Origin of the sequence: Halpernia frigidisoli (genome assembly GCF_900113805.1) — a bacterium.
Lineage (GTDB): Bacteria > Bacteroidota > Bacteroidia > Flavobacteriales > Weeksellaceae > Halpernia > Halpernia frigidisoli.
Genome location: NZ_FOQT01000002.1, coordinates 338,196 through 356,451, shown reverse-complemented (window position 1 = coordinate 356,451; position 18,256 = coordinate 338,196). Strand labels below are relative to the sequence as shown.

The window sequence follows — 18,256 nt, the reverse complement described above, 5'->3', positions numbered from 1 at the left end:
ATACTTTTTTATTCAGTAAATTTGATAAGACAAAACAAAAATGGCATTTATAGATTATTATAAAACTTTGGGCATCGCAAAAGCTGCAACCGCGGATGAAATAAAAAAAGCGTACAGAAAAATGGCGCGCAAACTTCATCCGGATTTAAATCCTGGTGATAAAGTAGCAGAGCAGAAATTCAAAGAATTGAATGAGGCGAATGAAGTTTTAAGCAATATAGAAAATCGTAAAAAATACGATAAATACGGCGAAAACTGGAAACACGGCGAAGAGTATGATCGACAACAAAAACAACAGCAAAGACAATATCAAGGCGGGCAATCCGGCGGTTTTGGTGGCGGCGAAGACTATTCTGATTTTTTTGAAAGTATGTTTGGCGGACAAGGTGGCGGTTTTGGCGGACAAAGTAGAGGAAGCGCTTCTAATAAATTTAAAGGACAGGATGTTTCGGCTGAAATTAATTTAAGTTTAAAAGATGCGGCGAAAACGCATCAACAAACATTTACTATTAATGGAAAAAGCGTGAGAATTACTATTCCCGCTGGTGTTTCTGACGGACAAAAAATCAAATTAAAAGCACATGGAAATCCCGGACAAAACGGTGGACCAAACGGTGATCTTTTTATCACTTTCAATATTTCTGCTGATAAGGATTTTAAAAGAATTGACGATAATCTTTTCGCCGATGTTGAGTTAGATTTATATACTGCGATTCTTGGTGGTGACGTTTTAATTAAAACATTAGACGGCGAAGTCAATTTAAAAGTAAAGCCAGAAACGCAAAATGACACGAAAGTCCGTTTAAAAGGAAAAGGTTTTCCTGTTTATAAAAAAGAAGGCGAAAACGGCGATTTGATGGTGACTTATAAAATAAAATTGCCAACAAATTTAAGCGCAAAAGAGAAAGAATTATTTGAAGAACTTCAAAAAATTAAATAAAATGCAGGAAAAAATATCACACTCAGATTTAGTGAAATTTTACAATGTAGAAATTCATTTTTTAGATTCGTTAGAAGAATTTGGCTTGCTAAAAACTTTTGAAGAAGACGATATAAAATACATTTATTATGAAGAATTGCCCAATTTGGAACGGTTTGCAAACTGGCATTATGACCTTGAAGTAAATCTTCCGGGTTTGGAAATTATACATGATCTTTTAAGTAAAATGGAAAATTTAATGGAAGAAAATAGAAATTTGTCTCAGTTCAAATTACATCTTGATTCATATACTGACCGCTAAAAATGTAAAAATTTAAATCTAATGCTATGAAAACGAAACCACATTTATTAGTACTTTTATTTGTGGTTTTTTTTGTAAAAAATCTGGCGCAGCAAACCTGTAATTTACCCAAAATTACTGACGATCTTGGAAATGAAAATCCAGTCGTTGACTGTAATTATCCTTTGACTGGAAAATGTTTAAATCTAAACGCCACATTTCCTAAATTTTATGAAACTTCGTCTTACAGCGTCACTTCTGAAAATTATTCACCGTATGGAACCTACAATTCCGGGACAGCATTAAATGCAAATGCGGACGATCTTTTCATTAAAAAAATTGTTTTACCTTTTAATTTCTGCTTTTTTGGAAATTCTTTTAGTGAAATTGTCGTTGGCACAAATGGTATTGTAACTTTCGAAAGTTCACAGCTCGGAAATATTAATTATCCCAATATTCAGAATCAAAATCCGAATATATCGCTGCCGAAAAATTCGATTTTTGGGGTGATGCAGGATCTTATTTTTTCTGATCAGGACGATTCAGAAATTTATTATTCTACAATTGGAACGGCGCCTTGCAGAAAATTTATCATTAATTTTTATAAAGGTAGGGTTGTGGGTTGCGACCAAACTTCCACTTCGCAAATTGTTTTAAGCGAAGGTTCAAATGAAATAGAAGTTTTTTCGGATGAAAAAGAAATTCCCTGCGCTGAGGCAAAATTTAAGGAATCTTTGATTGGAATTATTGACGGCAATGGCAATCTCGGCTATTCCCCACCAAACAGAAATACGGGTATTTGGTCCGCCAATAAGGAAGCCTGGAAATTTACGCCGAGTGGAAATGAGATTTTACCTCAAATTTCCTGGTTAAATTCTTCAAATCAAATTATCGGAAATGGTCCCAAAATCACAGTTTGTCCCACAAAAAATGAAATTTATAGGGTGAATGCAAATTATGCAACTTGTGCAAACTCAAATTTTGTTTTGCAGCAGCAAACTTCCGTTAGTTTTGCACCGGATTTTCCCTTGGCCGATGATCTCACAAAGATTTTTTGCACTTCAACAAATATTAATCTTGATACTTTTCAACCGGAAATTACACCACAAAATCCCGCGAATTTAATTTTTACCTTTCATAATTCTTTAGCAGAGGCACAAAATAATCAAAATCCACAGCCGAAAAATTTTGTTTTAAATAATAATAAAACATTTTTTGTTCGTGTTCAAAATCCTTCTAATTTAAACTGTTTTAGAACTTCTGTTTTAAATTTAAATCTAATTGCCAACAGTTTGATTTCCAATAAAGTTGAGATCTGTGATGTAAATAATGATGGGATAGAAAATAATTATCAACTTTCGTTATTAATACCAAAGTTATTTTTGCCTTCGCAAAATACAGTTAGCTTTTTTAATTCCTCCGCCGACGCGACCGGAAATACGAATGAAATTACGTACGCTAATATCACGAAGGGTTCACAGTTTTATGTGAGATATAAAACACCAGATTGTTCGGAAATTTTTGGTCCAATAACTATTAATTTTTTACCGTCACCCAATTTAAATTCGCCGCTGGATTTCCCATTTACGATCTGTGATTTTAAAAATGACAATACTGAGCCTTTTGACTTTGCTTTAACGATCGGTCCATTAATTTCTACCGATCCAAATCTTGTCTTTACTTTTTATAACACTTATAATGAGGCTTTTGCGGGCGTCGGTTCTAAATTAAACTCAATAAAAGAAGGGCAATATGTCGTTTATGCGCGCGCAGAAATTCCCGGTGGTTGTTTTAGTATTGCAACTGTAAATCTTGATATTACTTTTACAAAAGTTGTTGCAAATGATAATACGGTTTATCTCTGTTTTGATGGAAGTCAGGATGTTGATGTAAATCTCGATGATTACACCCAAAATATGCTCATTGATCCTTTGGTTGGCATCACGAAAACCTATTATTTAACGGAAAATGATGCTGTTTTAGATGTAAGTCCGATTTCGAATTTACAAACTTTAACGGGCAACGGAGACTTTGTTTCGAATGTTTTTTACGTTAAATTCTTAGATAATTCCGGTTGTTATGCTTTGCAAAAATTGACTATAAATCTGGTGCATGTGGTAATTTTTCAAAGCCAGTTCAATGTTTGTGATTTTAAAAATGATGGTGTAGAAAACGCGGTTTTAAGTAATTTTAATGCAAATATTGTGGGCACTCAAAATGCTTCTGTTACTTACTTTGTATCTCAAGATGATGCGACAAATAATGTCAATCCGATCACTAATTTTAATGTTAATAATACCGCGAAATTATACGTAAGAATTTCATCTTTCAACTGTATCGGTATTTTTGAAATTAATTTAAATCTTGTTCCAACGCCCGTTGTAAATCCAAATATTTCTGTGATCCGAAATTCTGTGTGCGATAATAATAATGATGGTCAGGAAAATTTTGATCTGACTTCCCTTCAACCACAAATTTATAATGGTTCAGACAAAGTTGTTTTTGAATATTATACTGGTTTTGATCCCCTTACCAACTTATTTTCAGGGCTTATTTTTTCACCGCAAACTTATGCTGTGGCGGGATCTTCTACGGTTTATGCAAAAATTATTTTCGTAAATGGCGGTTGTTATTCTTCAAGTAAAATTGATATTAAATTAAACTTTTTACCGCCAATTATCTTAAAATCCGGCAATCTGGCGAAGTGTGATTTTGATTTTAATCTAAATGAAAGTTTTACTCTTGAAGATGCTCTGCCACAGGTCTTTATTCAAAATGATAATTCAATTTCGCTAAGTGATCTTACTATCAATTTTTTTGCATCTCAGACGGACGCAAATTCCGGTGATCTGTCAATAGAAATTTTTTCCCCTTTTATTATTTCGACCTCATCGGAAACAGTTTATGTGAGATTTACAAGTAAAACGACATTTTGCTATTCTGTAGCGCCTGTTTTTCTTAAAATTTATTTACCGCCAAAAGCCTTAAATTCAACAATTGCGGATATATGTGATGAAAATCTGGACGGTTCATACGATGTTGATTTAACTGCTTTTACCGCTAATATGGTAACTCAAATAAGCGTTGATAATAATTTTAGTTTTTATTATTCTAAAACTGAGGCTCAAAATTTACTAAATCCCATCTTAAACCCAGAAAAATTTAATATTAATAATCTGCCACAGACACTTTGGGTTAGGGTAGAAAATATTCCTGGTTGTTTTGATGTGGCCTCCGTTGATCTGGTCGCAGGATCAAAAATTACATTAAATAATGCCGGACCTTTTCAGATAAATGTCTGTGATCTAGGAAACGATAGTATTGAGAATTTAGATCTTACGCATTTTGAAAGCACTATTTACAGTGGTACCGCCACTTTCGATTATTTTTTAACGCTATCTGATTTAAATAATTTTACTAATAAAATTACGAATCCGCAGAATTATTTGTTTAATGAAACGACAGGTAATAATAAAATTTTCATTAAAATTTCTGCAACTGGTTTTTGTCCGGAAATGGTTGAGATAGATTTAAGTTTAAAGAAAACACCGATTTTTTTGCTTCCTGATTACTATTTTTGTCCGGACGGTTTTGTAGATATTCAGCCCGATTTTACAGGTTTAAATATTTCAAGTTTTGAGTGGCTCGATTCTTCCGGTAAAATAGTTTCTACGAATAATGAACTTTTAAATATTAATACTGAAGGTACTTATCAAATAAATGTAACCGCACAAAATGGCTGTACTTTTTCGACAAAATTCGAGGTTATAAAATATGAAGTTCCCATAATCACCCAGTTAATTGCAGAAGGAAATTCCATCACAATTATCGCAACTGGAAGCAAAACCATTCTTTATTCCAAAGATGGAATTACATTTCAGACTTCGAATGTTTTTGAAAATTTACCGGCTGGAATTACCACTTTTTATGTAAAATTTGTAGATTCAGACTGTCTTGGTTTAACAAAATCTGGTTTAATTTTAAATATTAATAATGCATTTTCACCAAATGGTGATGGCATAAACGACACCTGGTTTATTGACGATCTCAACGTTTTTGACGGACAAAAAGCAATTTTAAAAGTTTTTGACCGGTTTCAAAAATTAGTTTTTCAGCAGGAAAGCAATTTGCGTTTAGAATGGAATGGCATGAGTAATCGACATAAAATTTCTACTGATTCTTACTGGTATATTATCACTTTGCCGGACGGCAGAATTTTTACCGGTTGGGTTTTATTAAAAAACAGAAATTAGTTTTTAAAGATATTTAATCTATATTAAATTAATTTAATAGTTTTTTTTACCTGAATTCTTGAAAAATATTTAAGTAAAATTTTTTGAATTTATTTTAGATTACTGTTTATCAGATAGTTAAAAACATTTCAGTCAATAATAATGGGCAAAATAGATTATTAACAAAAAATTATTTTAAACTTAATTATAAATTTATTAATAATAATAGGTTATTTGATTATTAAAGCGTAAACTTGTCTATTATAAGTATTAAATTATTTATAAAAACCACAATATAGAAAAACGTGTGGTTAACACAAATGCCGGAAAAATAAATTATTGTCTTTTAATAAAATAAAGAAATGACAAAATATTTATTCTTTTATATCTATCTTTTTGCGTCGGCAACTTTTAACGTAAAAGCGCAAGCTTCTTTTTTTCAGCCAAAAATAACAGATGCACAGGGGAATGAAAATCCTGTGATCAACTGCAATTACCCATTAAATGGAAATTGTTTACCACTTTCGGTAAATTATCCCAAACTTTTTGAAACAACAAGTTATGCCGTAGAATCTGAAGATTTTAAACCTTACGGCGCTTTTAACGCAGGAACGCCACTTTTGGCAAACGCTGATGATTTATTTTTTAAAAAACAGATCATTCCTTTTAATTTTTGCTTTTTTGGGAAGAATTATAACGAGGTCATCATCGGAAGTAATGGTATTGTGACTTTCAATAGTAGTCAGTTGGGAAATGTAAGTTATCCAAATATTCAGGTACAAAATCCTGATATTTCTTTGCCGTTAAACAGTATTTTTGGCGTCGCTCAGGATCTTGTTTTTTCTACAAAAGACGATTCAGAAATCTATTATTCTGTTGCCGGAACTGCACCTTTCAGAAAACTGGTCATTAATTTTTATAAAGGAAGAATAGTAGGTTGCGATCAAACTTCAACGTCTCAAATTGTTTTAAACGAAGGCACAAACGATATTGAAATTTTTATCGATGAAAAGCCACTTCCCTGCGCAACCGCAAAATTTAAAGAGTCATTAATCGGAATCATCAATGAAGACGGCACAAAAGGTTACTCGCCTGTCGGAAGAAACACGGGTGTTTGGACAGCAAAACAGGAAGCCTGGAAATTTAAAGCAAATGGAAATGAAGTTGTTCCGCAGATTTCATGGTTTAATTCGGACGGTAAAAATATCGGTTCTGGAAATACAGTAACAGTTTGCCCGGAAAAAAATGAAAAATACACGGCAAAACTTCTTTATGCTTTGTGTGGCAATAATAATTTTGAACTTCAGGCAGAAAGTTTGGTAAGTTTTACAGCGCAATTTCCTTTAGCAAAAAATTACACGAAAATTTTGTGCGGAACAGCACCCATAAATATTAATCTGGATGATTACCGGTCTTCTTTGACGCCGCAAATTCCAAGTGATTTAATTTTTAGTTTTCATAAATCTTTAACCGAAGCGCAAAACAACCAAAATGCTTTGTCTAAAGTGTTTCAGCTTAATGACAATATGGTTTTTTATGTGCGAATTCAAAATCCTGCCGATCCAAACTGTTACAGAACTGCGGTTTTAAAATTAAATCTGATTTCGAAAAGTTTGCTACGTTCCGTAGCTGAAATTTGTGATGTTAATAATGATGGCGTTGAAAAAAATTACCAGCTTTCACTGCTTAATCCAAAATTATTCAATTTGCCACTTGATGGAATTGTACATTATTTTAAAACAAAAACTGACGCAGAAAATAATCAAAATGAACTGATAAGTTTTGACATTAAAAATAACGAAGAGTTTTATATAGCTTACCAAACTGTAGATTGTAAGCAGATTTTCGGACCAATTACCGTAACGTTTATAAGTTCGCCAGTCATAAAAACACCGATCGATTTTCCCTTTACTACTTGTGATCTGAAAGATGATAAAACAGAACCGTTTGATTTTAAGCTTATTTTGTCACCATTGATCGCTACTGATCCGCTTTATGTTTTTAGTTATTTTAATACTTATGCGGAAGCATTTACCGGAACAGGTTCTCAGCTTTCAACAATTAGGGAGGGGAAATATACTATTTATGCCCGCGTTGAAATTCCCGGTGGCTGTTTCAGTATTGCTACTATAAATCTGGATATTACTTTTACAAAAGTTGAAGCAAAGGACGAAACCGCTTACATTTGTTTTGATGGAAAGCAGGATATTGATGTCAATCTGGACGATTACACAAAAAATATGCTGATCGATCCGCTGGTAGGAATTACAAAAACTTATTATTCTATTGAAGACGACGCTGTTCTAGATGTAAATCCTATTTCTAATCTGCAAAAATTGACGGGCGACGGTGATTTTGTACCAAACACATTTTTCGTTAAATTTTCTGATCCAGCCGGTTGTTATGCTTTAAAAACGGTGACCATAAATCTGGTACATCCAGTCATTGCGCAAAACCAATTTGATGTTTGTGATTTTAAAAATGACGGGACCGAAAATGTAAATTTAAATACATTCAGCGGTGCAATAATTGGTTCCCAGAATGCGACTGTTTTCTATTATCCTTCAATGAATGATGCGCAGGCTGATTCAAACCGAATTACAACTCTCACATTGGTCAATACTGAGAAATTATTTGTGAAAATTATTTCTTTTGGCTGTTCAAATATTTATGAGATCAATTTAAAACTAACAGCGACGCCAATCATTAAAGAAGCAGTAAATGTGGTGAGAAATTCTGTTTGTGACAATAATAATGATGATGTAGAAAATATTGACCTTACAAAACTTCAGGCTGAAATATACAGCGGTCCAAAAGCTGCAATATTTAATTTTTATACTGGTTTCAACGCTGCAGATAATTCTTTAACCGGATTAATTTCGTCGCCCGCCGCTTTCCCTGTTAAAGGTATTTCTACGGTTTACGCGCAGGTTACTTTTGCCGATGGTGGTTGCTACACGGTAAGTACGATCAATATTACGCTTAATTTTTTACCGGGAATTGTACTTAAAAAAGCAAGTTTGGCAAAATGCGATTATGATTTTAATTTAAATGAATCTTTCAATTTGGATGAAGCCATTCCGCAAAATTTTACGCAGTCGGAAAATTCAGTTGCACTTTCAGATATTGATGTTTCCTACTTTGAAACTGAAGCCGATGCCAATGATGGTAATCTTACGAAACAGATTAAAACGCCTTACATCACGAAGGATTCTGATGTGACGGTCTGGGCAAGATTTACCTCAAATAAAACACTTTGCTATTCTGTTGCTTCAATTAATTTAAAAACTTACTTGCCGCCGAAAGCTTTAAAATCAACTATTCCTGATATTTGCGATGATAATTTAGATGGAAAATTTGAAGTTAATCTACTGGATTTTACTGCAGATATGAGCGCTCAAACCAGTGCAGACAATCATTTTTCATTTTATTACAATGAATCTGATGCTAATAATAAAATAAATGCCATTGCAGATCCGGAAAATTTTAGCGCAAATCCTTTACCAGCTTTACTTTGGGTAAGAATTGAAAATATTCCTGGTTGCTACGATGTTTCTTCTTTTGATTTAAAATTAGGTACAAAGATTCCGCTAAAAAATTATGGACCGTTCAGCGGAAAAGTCTGTGATGAAGGAAATAATGGGGTTGAAGCAATTGATCTGACTCAATTTCAATCAACAATTTATTCTGGCAATGCCACTTTTGAATATTTTACATCAGTCGCAGATATTAATACTTACATGAATTTAATTTCATCGCCGCAAACTTATTCTTTCAATGAAAATTCTGGTACTAAAACGATCTTTGTAAAAATATCTGCGCCAGGTTTTTGCCCGGAATTAGTTGAAATTAATTTAAGCCTCAAGAAAACACCAATGTTTACTTTGCCCGATTATTATTTTTGCCCGGATGGCTTTATAGATATTCAACCGGATTTTTCAGAATTGGATATTGTAGGTTTTCAATGGCTCGATCCTTCAGGAAAAGTGATTTCAACAAATAATGAAATTTTAAATGTTAAAACTGAAGGAACTTATAAAATAAATGTCACAGCTTCGAACGGTTGTACTTTTTCAACCTCATTTAAGGTTAAAAAATATGAAGTGCCTGTGATAAAGGATTTAACGGCGGATGGAAATACAATTACAGTTAACGCCACAGGAAGCAAAACGATTTTGTATTCCAAAGATGGCATCACTTTTCAGTTAAGCAATGTTTTTAGCGATCTGCCGGCCGGAGTTACTACTTTTTATGTAAAATTTGTAGATTATGAATGTCTTGGTGATAAAAAACAAGGTCTTATTTTGAATATCAGAAATGCATTTTCACCCAACGGCGACGGAATTAATGACACCTGGTTTATTGATGAACTTTATGTTTTTGACGGAAAATCTGCTAATATTAAAATATTTGACCGTTATCAGAAAATGATCTTTGAGCAGGAAAGTTCTACAAAACTGGAGTGGAATGGTAAGGTTACGGGCGGTCGTGCAATACCAACTGACAATTACTGGTATATGCTTACTTTGCCTGATGGCAGAATGTTTAACGGTTGGATCGTGTTAAAAAATAGAAATTAAGATGTTTTTTTTAACACAATTAAATTTTAGAAACAACTGCATAGAAAATAACTTTTGGATAAATTAAAGTTTCGCAAAGCCTTTATTACCTTTGCATAATGAAATATGACGTAATAATTATCGGCGCCGGACCAATTGGTTTAAACTGTGCTTTGGAAGCAGAAAAAGCAAATTTGTCTTATTTGATCATCGAAAAAGGAACTATCGTAAATTCACTTTACAATTATCCGCTTTATATGACGTTTTTTTCGACGGCAGATAAACTGGAAATTGCAGGAATTCCGTTTATTTCAACCGCACCAAAACCGGGTAGGAGAGAGGCTTTGGAATATTATCAGGGAATTTCCAGAGGGAAAAAGGTTAATATAAATCTATACGAAGAAGTTCTGGAAATTACTAAAAATGAAAATTTTCAGATCAAAACTTCCAAGGATAATTACGAGTCAGAAAACGTCATTATTGCTACAGGATTTTATGATTTCCCTAATTTAATGAACATTCCCGGCGAAGATTTGCCTAAAGTTTTTCATTATTATAAAGAACCATATCCTTTCGCAAATCAAAAAGTTGTAGTGATCGGCGCCAGCAATTCTTCCGTTGATGCCGCTTTAGAAACTTACCGAAAAGGTGCAGAAGTCACAATGATTATCCGTGATTCTGAGTTTTCAAAAAGTGTAAAATATTGGGTAAAACCAGACATTGAAAACCGCGTGAAAGAAAAATCGATCAACGCGGATTTTAACTCACAAATTTTAGAAATTACAGAAAATTCTGTTATTTTTAAAAATGGGAAAGGAGATGTTGAGGAAATTGAAAATGATTTTGTTTTGGCTTTAACAGGTTATTTACCAAATTTTAAATTCCTTCAAAAATCCGGAATTAAACTTGAGGGAGATAATCTAAATCCCTTTTATAATCCCGAAACTATGGAAACAAATGTTCCTAATTTATATCTCGCCGGCGTAGTTTGCGGCGGGAAAGACACGCATCTTTGGTTTATAGAAAACTCGCGGATTCACGCAAATATCATTGTAGCAAATATTTTATCTAAAAAATCAATGTAACGTTTTTTTAATTTTTATTACTTATTCGTTAAATTAAAAGATGGAATTTTCAAAAGCAAAAATCGGCAGGTTTATTTTTATACTCGGCATTTTTCTAATTCCAATCTCATTCTTGTTCAAAAGGTATTTTAATTTATCTGACAACGAATATTTTTCAATGCTGATCGTTGGTCTTATTTTAGAATTAATTGGTTTCTTTTTACTCAAAAAAAAGAGCGCTAATTAATTAACGCTCTTCCATTTTATATATAAAATACTTTTATCCTGGTTTAAAACCATCTTTTAAAGTCACCGTTTGGTTAAATACCAAATGATTTTCTGATGAATCTCTGTCTTTTGTAAAATAACCCAAGCGCTGAAATTGCAAAGGTTCTTCCTCTTTTACTTCTGCTAAATTTGGCTCTCCAAAACCGTGAACGATTTCCAAAGAATTTGGATTCACATAGTCTAAAAAGTCAGTTTCTTTTTCCGCATCAGGTTGTTCTACCGTAAAAAGTCGGTTATACATTCGAACTTCAATTGGAAGCGCCGTTTTCGCTGAAACCCAATGGAGCGTTCCTTTTACTTTTCTTAAACTTTCTTCCGTTCCGCTGCCTGACTTGCTTTTTTCGTCATAAGTTGCATAAATCGTAGTGATTTCTCCATTTTCATCTTTGTCAACTCTTTCTGCTTTAATAATGTAACCGGATTTCAAACGAACTTCACCACCCAATTTTAACCTAAAAAACTTTTTATTTGCTTCTTCTTGAAAATCTGCTTTTTCAATGTAAAGTTCTCTGCTAAAAGGAATTTCGCGCGTTCCCGCATTTTCATCTTCCGGATTATTTTCCGTTTCCAGCATTTCAACTTTATCTTCTGGATAATTTTCAATAATTAATTTTACCGGATCCAAAACGGCCATCATTCTTTTTCCAACTTTGTTGAGATCTTCGCGAACGCAAAATTCCAAAAGTGCGATGTCTATTAAGTTTTCGCGTTTTGCAACGCCCACTTTTTCAATAAAATTTTTGATGGAAGTTGGTGTGTAACCTTTTCTTCGCATTCCCGAAATCGTCGGCATTCTTGGATCGTCCCAACCAGTAACAACATTTTCGGCGACCAATCTTTGCAATTTTCTTTTTGAAGTAATTAAATAAGAAACATTCATTCTTGCAAATTCACGTTGTTTTGGTGCTAATTTATCTTCAGATTTTACATTAGACAAATACCATTCGTAAAGCGGACGGTGATTTTCAAATTCTAAACTGCAAAGTGAATGAGATATCTGTTCTAAATAATCACTTTCGCCGTGCGCCCAATCATACATCGGATAAATTTTCCATTTTTCGCCAGTTCTGTGGTGTGCTCGTTTTAAAATTCGATACATAACAGGATCACGCATATTCATGTTTGGTGATTTCATGTCGATTTTTGCGCGCAAACTCATTGAACCTTCCGGAAATTCGCCATTTTTCATTTTCTCAAAAAGCGCTAAACTTTCTTCGGTCGGTCTGTTTCTAAACGGAGAATCTACACCTTCTTCGAAAGGACTTTTTCTTTGTTCAGTAATTTCTTCAGATTTTTGTTCGTCGATGTAGGCTTTTCCGTCTTTTATCATTTGAACTGCCCAATCAAAAAGTTGATCGAAATAATCCGAGGCGTAAAGTTCATTTTCATATTTAAAACCCAGCCATTCGATATCTTTTTTGATAGAATCTACAAATTCCTGCTCTTCTTTTTCAGGGTTAGTGTCATCAAAACGAAGATTTACGGGCGCATCATATTTTTCACCCAAACCAAAATTGATACAGATCGCTTTTGTATGACCAACGTGAAGATAGCCGTTTGGTTCTGGCGGAAAACGAAAGCGAAGTTGATCTTTAGATAAACCGTTAGCTAAATCTTCTTCTATTATTTGCTCAATAAAATTGAGGGATTTGTATTCTTCTTCCATAGGATTGTTCATAGTGCAAATTTAGATAAAAGTGGGGAAAGGAAAAATAGGGAAATCAGAACTTTTTAACTTGTTTTAAAAGAAAGTTGATCACCTTTCAAATCTAAAACAGAGGGAAAATTATTAGTAAATAGTGCGCCGGTTCCTAAACCTTGAGGCATTTTTGAGTTTTTGGTAAAAGTATATTGTGCGATTGCGTTTAAACCAATATTGCTTTCTAAAGCAGAAGTGATCCACCAACCAATATTTGATGTTTCTGCTAATGAAATCCATTCGTCAGTTCCGGAAAATCCACCAATTAAGGCTGGTTTTAGAATAATATATTGTGGTTTTATTTGTTCTAAAAGTGCTTTTTTATCTTCAAATTTTATTACACCAATTAATTCTTCATCTAAAGCAATCGGGGTTTCTGTGGTTGCGCAAAGTTTTGACATTTTTAAGACATTTCCCGCTTTTATGGGTTGTTCAATAGAATGAATTTTTAATTCTGCCAATTCTTTTAAAACTGTTTTTGCTTCTTCAAAGGAAAATCCACCATTGGCATCAACGCGAATTTCTAATTGATTTGCAGGGAATTTTGAACGTAATTGTTTGATGATTTCTTTTTCAGAATTCCAGTTGACACCGATTTTTAGTTTGATGCAATCAAATCCTTGCGATAATTTTTCTTCAATTTGGGTTTGCATAAATTCTGCATTTCCCATCCAAATTAAGCCGTTGATTTTTATCGACTTTTTTCCATCGGTAAATTCACTTGGAACATAAATATTCTGAGCAAGGTGTAAATTTAAAATGGCTTGTTCAAAACCAAACCAAATGGACGGAAAATTCAGTAATTCTTGTTTTAAAACTTCTTTATCTTCATTAATATTTTCGCACAACCACCTCAATTTTTCTTCATAATTCGGTACATCATCAAAACTTAAACCCCGAAATAATGCACATTCGCCGATTCCTTTTTTTTCGCCGTCGAAGATTTCTAAAAAAAAAGTTTCTTTTGTATTTAAAACCCCACGCGAAGTGCCGCTTGGATTTTTAAAATTGAGAATGTATTTATCAAAAATTGCAGTCATCTTTTTCAAGGCAGTTTATTCAGAAAGAAATTCGTTTGTATTTTTTATTTCCGCATAAAAAGAATTAAGACCTGCCAAAAATGCAGTTTGTACAAATTCTGCTTTTACTGCAATTCCGTTTAATTCAAGATCTCTGGTTGCTGTTGCATCGCCAATTACGGTACATTCGAATTCCAGATCTTTTGCTGCTCTCACAGTTGCGTCAATGCACATTTGGGTCATCATCCCGACGAAAACAAGTTCTTTGATGTTTTGTGATTTTAAATATTCTAAAAGTCCAGTTTCTCTAAAACTGTTTGGATAATTTTTTGCGATTACTTTTTCACCAGAAAGCGGTTTCACATTTTCATGAATTTTCTGTCCTTCTGTATCGGGCAGGAAAAATGTAGAATTTGGTGCCACAGAAAGATGCTGAATGTGAACCAAGGGAAGTTTTTCATTTCTGAATTTTTCCAGTATCAGTTTTGCATTTTCGCTGGCTTCCAGAGAACCCACAAGTTCCATAGCGCCATTTTCGAAATAGTCGTTTTGTATATCAATGATAATCAATGCTTTATTCATAATTGTGTCGTTTTAGCTTATTAAAATTCTGAAAAACACTAAATTTTATTTATAATTTAGTGTTTTTATTTATTGTCGTATTGCAAAGGTAAAATTAGTTTCATCTTGGCCAAAAAACGATTTTTAATAACCGATTCTTTTTTATCAAATGTGATGAAACCAAATTTTTTATAAAAGTTTTCTGCGTTTGGTTCTGAATCAAGTATTATAATTTTTTGCTTTAAATTTTTTGCTTTTTTTAAAAAATCTTCCATCATTAATTTTCCAAAACCTTTGCCTATGTATTTTTGAAAGAGAAATAAATTATCCAGTTTTATTTCACTTTCATTAATCATTATATAGGAATAATAACCAGCGATTTCTGAATTTAGAATTAATTTATAAACGCAATTTTCAGTAATGTAATCAGGTGAAATAGTTAAAAGTTCTGTCCATTCTGAAAGTTCTGCTTTAGAAAATCCCCAAAATGCTTTGCCGTCAAATGTTATTTCTGTGAGGATTTTGGCGTCTTCCGGGTTTGCTTTTTCAATTATCATTCTTGTTTTCGAATTATTTGAGCACGGATTACAAATCCTCGCTATCAAGATTGCAGATTTTCACTATCGTGAGTAATTTAAATTATAACTCGCCGGTAATATATTGTGCATCTCCATGACCAAAACTCCAGTCTTCTTTATTATTGGTCATAATTGAAATAAACAAATCTTTTCCATCTAAGCCGCATTTTTGATTTAACTTTTCTGACATCAATTTATAAAACTTTTGCTTCATTTTGACGTCACGAGGACTTGTGAACACCTGAATGACTACTAAATTTTTGCTTCGTTCAAAACCGAGTCCCGTATCCAGAAAAACCATTTCGTTTTGTTTATGTTGCGTTACTAATTGATATCGATCCCGGTCTGGAGTCTCGAAAGATTGCTCAACACAATCATTAATGGTATCTAGCAATATTTTTATTTCATCTTGGCTTCGACCTTCTACCAGATCAATACGTATTAATGGCATATTTATAATTTTGTTTTTTTATGTAAAAGAGTTTAGTGAAATCGTTAAACTTAATATTTATTTAAAAAAAGTATAGAGGAATACTGAATTGAAGTTAAATATTAAGAATTATCTGCATTTCTCATAAATTCTTCGGCTTTTTCTACCATTTTTGAGCTTCCGCAAAAGAAAGGCACTCTTTGGTGCAATTCTGTCGGTTCGATTTCTAAAACGCGTTGAAAACCGTCGCTGCATTTTCCGCCGGCCTGTTCTGCTAAAAATGCCATGGGATTACATTCATATAAAAGACGCAATTTTCCGTTTGGTGACTGGGATGTTGATGGGTAGATGTAAACGCCGCCTTTGATCATATTTCTATGGAAATCTGAAACTAGAGAACCGATATATCTTGCAATATAAGGACGATCATCTTTTTCTTCCTGGCAATATTTCAGATAATCTTTAACGCCTTGTGGAAATTTAATGTAATTTCCTTCGTTTATTGAATAAATTTTTCCCGTTTCGCTGAAAGTCATATTTGGATGAGAAAGGTAATAAGTGCCAATTGATGGATCCAAAGTAAAACCATTAACGCCATTTCCTGTTGTATAAACGATCATTGTAGAAGAGCCGTAAACGACGTAACCTGCGGCCACCTGATTAACACCTTTTTGAAGAAAATCACGCAATTCTACCGGTTGTCCGGGTTCTGAAACGCGGCGGTAAATTGAAAAAATAGTGCCTACAGAAACGTTGACATCAATATTTGAAGAACCATCTAAAGGATCCATCAAAACTACGTATTTGCTCAAATGTGCGTTGTTTCCCGTTTTTATTTCGATAAAATCATCATTTTCTTCCGATGCAATTCCGCAAACCACTTCTCTTTGTGAAAGGGCTTCAATAAAGATTTCATTGGCTAAAACATCCAGTTTTTGCTGGTCTTCGCCCTGAATATTTTGATTTCCCGCTTGTCCGATAATTTCTGCGATGCCGGCTTTATTTACTTCCCGGTTTACGACTTTTGAGGCAAGACGAATGGCGCTTAACAAGCGCGAAAGTTCACCGCTTGAGTATAGAAAATCGTCCTGTTTATCGATTATAAATTCACCTAAAGTCTGAAAAGATTGCTCGGCCATGTTTGCTTTAATTTTGATTTTTACAAATTTGGTGAAACTTTTTTAGATTAGTGGTATTTCCTGAAACTTTATCGTCTAAAAAAAAGACATTAGTTTTTAAAGAACTGTTTTAAAACTTAAGTTTTCATATCTCATTCTAAATTAATATTTTTGAAAGTTGAAAACTTTTTCAAAGTAGTTCTGTATTAAAATAATCCTCTGATTTACAATCTTTTAAATGAAAATCTTTAAATTTGGTGGTGCGTCTGTAAAAGATGCCGAAAGTATAAAAAATGTAGCTGTAGTTTTGAAAACAGAGCATTTTTCCAATTGTTTGATCGTGGTTTCTGCGATGGGCAAAACAACAAATGCTTTGGAAAAGGTAGTTCAGTATTATTTTGAAAAGAAAAATTATGAAACAGAAGTAGAAAATATTAAGGAAAATCATCTTAAAATAACGGGTGAATTATTTTCAAAAAACCATCCTGTTTTAGCTGAAATTGCGGTTTTTTTTGATGATATTAATTCTTTTTTGCGACGCAATAAATCGCCGAATTACAGTTTTGTTTATGATCAGGTTGTTGGTTGCGGTGAAATGATTTCTTCCAAGATTTTAAGTGAATATTTAAATGATATTCATTTTAAAAATAGCTGGATTGACGCCCGCGATTTTATAAAAACAGATTCCCAATACCGGGAAGGAACCGTGAATTGGGAAGAAACAGAAAAAAACATAGAGCTTCTGAACAAATCTGAATGTTTCGTAACGCAAGGATTTATAGGTTCTGATGATAATAATTTCACGGTTACTTTAGGTAGGGAAGGTTCTGATTATTCTGCTGCAATTTTCGCGTATTGTTTAAATGCCGATCATCTTACGATCTGGAAAGACGTTCCAGGAGTTATGACGGGTGATCCACGTAAGTTTGAAAACGTAAGTCTGCTATCAGAAATCTCTTATGAAGAAGCAATTGAAATGGCATATTATGGTGCCTCGGTGATTCATCCAAAAACTTTACAGCCTTTAAAGCAGAAAAATATTCCTTTTTTTGTAAAATCATTTATTGACCCAAAAAATGCGGGCACAAAGGTAGGTGTGAGCGAGAAAAATGAATTTGTAGAAAGTTATATTTTAAAGGAAAATCAGCTTTTAATGAGTGTTTCCACGCGCGATTTTTCTTTTATTGCAGAGGAACATTTGAGTCTGATTTTTTCACTTTTGGCGAAATTTAAAATTAAAATTTCTCTGATGCAAAATTCTGCGATTTCTTTGGCGATGTGCTTAGAAGATAAATTTAATAACATAGATTTGCTAAAGGAAGAAGTGGATCATTTGTTTAATACAGAACTGACAAAAAATGTGTCCTTATTTACCATTAGAAACGCAGATTTAAAAAATATAGAAAAATTTTATACCGGTAAGAAAGTTCTTTTGGAGCAGATTTCTAAACAAACTGTACAAATGGTAACCTGCTAATAAAAACTATT

At 33.2% G+C, this 18,256-nt stretch carries 12 protein-coding genes; 6 read left to right on the top strand and 6 right to left on the bottom strand.

The window, feature by feature from the left end; genetic code table 11:
• The first annotated feature begins 40 nt into the window (after positions 1-40).
• The 5 genes from BM238_RS06735 (at position 41) to BM238_RS06715 (ending at position 11,096) form a co-directional block, all read left to right on the top strand.
• Positions 41-940 (top strand): DnaJ C-terminal domain-containing protein, encoded by a 900-nt coding sequence (locus tag BM238_RS06735; RefSeq protein ID WP_090079437.1) that lies wholly within the window; start codon positions 41-43, stop codon positions 938-940.
• A 1-nt stretch (position 941) separates the two neighbouring features.
• Positions 942-1,241 (top strand): chaperone modulator CbpM, encoded by a 300-nt coding sequence (locus tag BM238_RS06730; protein WP_090079436.1) that lies wholly within the window; start codon positions 942-944, stop codon positions 1,239-1,241.
• 26 nt (positions 1,242-1,267) lie between these two features.
• Positions 1,268-5,473, top strand: coding sequence for a T9SS type B sorting domain-containing protein (locus BM238_RS06725; RefSeq protein ID WP_090079435.1), 4,206 nt, complete (start codon positions 1,268-1,270; stop codon positions 5,471-5,473).
• A 341-nt stretch (positions 5,474-5,814) separates the two neighbouring features.
• Positions 5,815-10,032, top strand: coding sequence for a T9SS type B sorting domain-containing protein (locus BM238_RS06720; RefSeq protein ID WP_090079434.1), 4,218 nt, complete (start codon positions 5,815-5,817; stop codon positions 10,030-10,032).
• 98 nt (positions 10,033-10,130) lie between these two features.
• Entirely contained in the window at positions 10,131-11,096 is a 966-nt protein-coding gene (locus tag BM238_RS06715; protein ID WP_177205438.1) for a YpdA family putative bacillithiol disulfide reductase, read from the top strand.
• Between the two features lie 259 nt (positions 11,097-11,355).
• On the opposite strand, the gene BM238_RS06705 is transcribed toward BM238_RS06715, so the two are convergent.
• The 6 genes from BM238_RS06705 to fbp form a co-directional block, all read right to left on the bottom strand.
• The gene (locus tag BM238_RS06705; RefSeq protein ID WP_090079770.1) at positions 11,356-13,029 is read right to left on the bottom strand and encodes a glutamine--tRNA ligase/YqeY domain fusion protein; all 1,674 of its coding nucleotides are present in this window, start codon (positions 13,027-13,029) and stop codon (positions 11,356-11,358) included.
• A gap of 65 nt (positions 13,030-13,094) precedes the next feature.
• On the bottom strand, positions 13,095-14,102 hold the full coding sequence (locus BM238_RS06700) for an o-succinylbenzoate synthase (protein WP_090079431.1): 1,008 nt from the start codon (positions 14,100-14,102) through the stop codon (positions 13,095-13,097).
• Positions 14,103-14,117: 15 nt separating this feature from the next.
• Positions 14,118-14,663 carry a cysteine hydrolase family protein gene (locus tag BM238_RS06695; protein WP_090079430.1) on the bottom strand — a complete coding sequence of 182 codons (546 nt, stop codon included), beginning with the start codon at positions 14,661-14,663 and terminating at the stop codon, positions 14,118-14,120.
• A 65-nt stretch (positions 14,664-14,728) separates the two neighbouring features.
• Entirely contained in the window at positions 14,729-15,199 is a 471-nt protein-coding gene (locus BM238_RS06690; RefSeq protein WP_090079429.1) for a GNAT family N-acetyltransferase, read from the bottom strand.
• Positions 15,200-15,281: 82 nt separating this feature from the next.
• Positions 15,282-15,671 carry a tautomerase family protein gene (locus BM238_RS06685; RefSeq protein ID WP_090079428.1) on the bottom strand — a complete coding sequence of 130 codons (390 nt, stop codon included), beginning with the start codon at positions 15,669-15,671 and terminating at the stop codon, positions 15,282-15,284.
• 101 nt (positions 15,672-15,772) lie between these two features.
• Positions 15,773-16,789, bottom strand: a complete 1,017-nt coding sequence (fbp, locus tag BM238_RS06680) for a class 1 fructose-bisphosphatase (protein ID WP_090079427.1) — start codon at positions 16,787-16,789, stop codon at positions 15,773-15,775.
• Positions 16,790-17,006: 217 nt separating this feature from the next.
• On the opposite strand from fbp, the gene BM238_RS06675 reads away from it, so the two are divergent.
• Positions 17,007-18,245: an aspartate kinase gene (locus tag BM238_RS06675; RefSeq protein ID WP_090079426.1), complete on the top strand. Its 1,239-nt coding sequence runs from the start codon at positions 17,007-17,009 to the stop codon at positions 18,243-18,245.
• Positions 18,246-18,256: the final 11 nt, after the last annotated feature.

Bases quoted from the DNA above. Each gene is read 5' to 3' on its own strand.
- BM238_RS06735 (WP_090079437.1), top strand. From the start codon at position 41: ATGGCATTTATAGATTATTATAAAACTTTGGGCATCGCAAAAGCTGCA.
- BM238_RS06730 (WP_090079436.1), top strand. From the start codon at position 942: ATGCAGGAAAAAATATCACACTCAGATTTAGTGAAATTTTACAATGTA.
- BM238_RS06725 (WP_090079435.1), top strand. From the start codon at position 1,268: ATGAAAACGAAACCACATTTATTAGTACTTTTATTTGTGGTTTTTTTT.
- BM238_RS06720 (WP_090079434.1), top strand. From the start codon at position 5,815: ATGACAAAATATTTATTCTTTTATATCTATCTTTTTGCGTCGGCAACT.
- BM238_RS06715 (WP_177205438.1), top strand. From the start codon at position 10,131: ATGAAATATGACGTAATAATTATCGGCGCCGGACCAATTGGTTTAAAC.
- BM238_RS06705 (WP_090079770.1), bottom strand. From the start codon at position 13,029: ATGGAAGAAGAATACAAATCCCTCAATTTTATTGAGCAAATAATAGAA.
- BM238_RS06700 (WP_090079431.1), bottom strand. From the start codon at position 14,102: ATGACTGCAATTTTTGATAAATACATTCTCAATTTTAAAAATCCAAGC.
- BM238_RS06695 (WP_090079430.1), bottom strand. From the start codon at position 14,663: ATGAATAAAGCATTGATTATCATTGATATACAAAACGACTATTTCGAA.
- BM238_RS06690 (WP_090079429.1), bottom strand. From the start codon at position 15,199: ATGATAATTGAAAAAGCAAACCCGGAAGACGCCAAAATCCTCACAGAA.
- BM238_RS06685 (WP_090079428.1), bottom strand. From the start codon at position 15,671: ATGCCATTAATACGTATTGATCTGGTAGAAGGTCGAAGCCAAGATGAA.
- fbp (WP_090079427.1), bottom strand. From the start codon at position 16,789: ATGGCCGAGCAATCTTTTCAGACTTTAGGTGAATTTATAATCGATAAA.
- BM238_RS06675 (WP_090079426.1), top strand. From the start codon at position 17,007: ATGAAAATCTTTAAATTTGGTGGTGCGTCTGTAAAAGATGCCGAAAGT.